The sequence below is a fragment of the Mesorhizobium sp. M1A.F.Ca.IN.020.06.1.1 genome (genome assembly GCF_004023265.1).
Taxonomy (GTDB): Bacteria; Pseudomonadota; Alphaproteobacteria; order Rhizobiales; family Rhizobiaceae; genus Mesorhizobium.
The window spans coordinates 1-2,741 of sequence record NZ_RZSR01000819.1 but is presented as its reverse complement, the minus strand read 5'-3'; the positions used below and the strand labels follow the sequence as shown (position 1 = coordinate 2,741).

Below are 2,741 nucleotides of genomic sequence, written 5' to 3'. Positions count from 1 at the left end.
GCCGAAGTCGGGATGCGCAACCCCGATCACCGCGCTTTCGGCAACGCCGGCAAGCGCGTCGATCTCGCTCTCGATCTCCTTGGGATAGACGTTGTAGCCGCCCGAGATGATCAGGTCCTTGCCGCGGCCGACGATGTGGACATAGCCGCCGGTGTCGATCAGGCCGAGGTCGCCGGTGATGAAGAAGCCGTCGTCGCGGAATTCGGCCTTGGTTTTCTCTGGCATCCGCCAATAGCCGGCAAAGACGTTCGGGCCCTTCACCTCGATCATGCCGATCTCGCCCTGGGCTAGCGGCTTGCCGCTTTCGGGGTCGGCGACGCGCAGCGCGACACCCGGCAGCGGAAAGCCGACCGTGCCAGCGCGCCGTTCGCCGTCATAGGGATTGGAGGTGTTCATGTTGGTTTCGGTCATGCCGTAGCGTTCGAGGATGGCGTGGCCGGTGCGCTCGCGCCAGGCATTATGCGTCTCGCTAAGCAACGGCGCCGAACCGGAGATGAACAGCCGCATGCGGCTGGCCGCCTCCTTCGTCAGGCCCTGCTGCTGCAGGAGCCGCACATAGAAGGTCGGCACGCCCATCAGCGCGGTCGCGCGCGGCAGAATCGAAATCACACGGGCCGGGTCGAACTTCTGCTCGAACAGCATCTTTGCGCCGGCTATCAGGATGACGTTGGTCGCGACGAACAGGCCGTGCGTGTGGAAGATCGGCAGCGCGTGGATGAGCACATCATCGCTGCTGAAGCGCCAGTAATCCACCAGCACGCGCGCGTTGGAGGCGAGGTTCTCGTGCTGAGCATGGCTCCCTTGGAGCGGCCCGTCGTGCCCGATGTGTAAAGGATGGCGGCAAGATCGTCGGGGCCGCGCTCCAGATCCGCAAAATCCGCCGGCTGCAGCGCCGCACGGTCCGCAAGCGTGCCCTGTCCGTCGCGGCCTAGCGTCAGCGTCGCCGCCCCCGCCGATGCGGCAAGCGGTTGCACATCCTTCACCTTTTCCGGATCGCACACGACCAGCCGCGGCTCCGCGTCGCGGAAGAAATAGTCGAGCTCCGGCAGCGTATAGGCGGTGTTGAGCGGCAGGAAGACGGCGCCGGCGCGCAGACAGGCGAGATAGAGGAGCAAAGCTTCAGGGGTCTTCTCCACCTGCACCGCGACGCGATCGCCGGGCAGCACACCAGCGGCCACCAGCGCGTGCGCAAACCGCGCGGACCGCGCCAGCATGTCGGCATAGGAAATCGAACGCCCGTCATCCGTCTCCATCAGCACTTGGCCAGGCGCCGGCATGCTGGCGCGAAACGCGTCGAACAGGTGATTGGTCATGTCGTCCCCTGGCGTCGAAAGCTCGGCCAGAGCGAATATCAGATTTGTCAGCGATGGGCAGCTATTTGCGACCGCGCGCGGCCTTGCCTGCGCGAGCCCGCGGACCGTCGCCTGGGCTGAGCTGCGCCATGCACATCTCCGCCGTCAGGCGGTAGTGACTGAGCAAGGCCTCGACCGCGCCGTCGGCGTCGCCGTCCATGGTCCGCTCGGCAATCGTCCGGTGCTCGCCGAAGTCGTCGCGTTCGGAGCCGGGGCCGCGCTGCGAGATCAGCCGGTAGCGGGAGGCCTGGTCGGAAAGCTGGTCGCAAAAGCCGATCAGCCAATGCGAGCGGCAGGCGCAGATCAGCGCCCGATGAAAGGCGCGGTGCAGCTTCTCCCATTCCGGATTGTTGGTTGCCGGGTCGTCGGGCCGGCGGCGTTCGGCGCGCGCCAGGCGGTGCAGGGCGAGCACCAGCTGTTCTTCCCATTCCGCGGTGCGGTGCGCAATGGATTCGCGTAATGCGCGTTCTTCCAGCCAGCACCGCGTGCGGGTGAGCTCCTCCAACTCGGCCGCGTTGACCGGCATCACGAAGAAGCCGCGCTGGTCGTGGCGGCCGAGCAATCCCTCGGCGGCCAGACGGTTCAGCGCCTCGCGCACCGGCGAGGCGCCGGCGCCATACCGGGAAACGACCCATTCGACGCGCAGCTTGCCCTCGGCTTCCAAAGCTCCCCGCAGCAAGTCCTCGCGGAGCTGATGGTAGACCGAACTGGCCAGCGTGCTCTTGGCACCCTTGCCTTCGCCCGTATCGGCGTTCCCGTACAATTTGACTCCTGTTGCCGGCCCCTGTTTTGCAGGGTCCCTCGGCCAAGCAATTTCATACGATGTATCTTGCAGCCGAGCACTGCCGCCTAAAAACGTATGATGGCGATATTCGTACTTTGAGACAAGGCGGGGTCAATTATCGAATAAAGTAAAATCCACTTGAAAAAAGGCTGACGTCAGTGGGAGACTTGACATAACTCGGTATACTGAACAGCCCTTAGTTAGCGAGGCGGCTTTGCTAGGAACGCACTGTCGACGTCTTTAACGGGCGGCCTTGTCGGCGGCTGAGCGGATCGCTTCGATATTTGCCCGATAGGTTTCTACTGTGCCGCCTTTGAAAATGGCCGCGCCGGCCACCAGCACGCCGGCGCCGGCGGCCGTCACCAGCGGCGCCGTTTCCGGCGAGATGCCGCCGTCGACCTCGATGCGGATCGGGCGCTCGCCGATCAGCGCCTTGACCTTTCGCACCTTGTCGACGATCGCCGGGATGAAAGCCTGGCCGCCGAAGCAGGGATTGACGGTCATGATCAGGATGAGGTCGAGCCGGTCGAGCACATATTCGATCGCCGTTTCCGGCGTCGCCGGGTTGAGCGAGACACCGGCCTTCTTGCCGAGACCTTTGATGG

At 64.6% G+C, this 2,741-nt stretch carries 1 protein-coding gene and 2 pseudogenes; all 3 read right to left on the bottom strand.

Annotated features, from left to right (window positions below):
* Positions 1-1,313 (bottom strand): annotated as a pseudogene (locus EOA60_RS27470) (malonyl-CoA synthase); the annotation flags it as partial.
* Between the two features lie 61 nt (positions 1,314-1,374).
* The gene (locus EOA60_RS27465; RefSeq protein WP_095824391.1) at positions 1,375-2,115 is read right to left on the bottom strand and encodes a GntR family transcriptional regulator; all 741 of its coding nucleotides are present in this window, start codon (positions 2,113-2,115) and stop codon (positions 1,375-1,377) included.
* Positions 2,116-2,376: 261 nt separating this feature from the next.
* Positions 2,377-2,741 (bottom strand): annotated as a pseudogene (locus tag EOA60_RS27460) (ribulose-phosphate 3-epimerase); the annotation flags it as partial.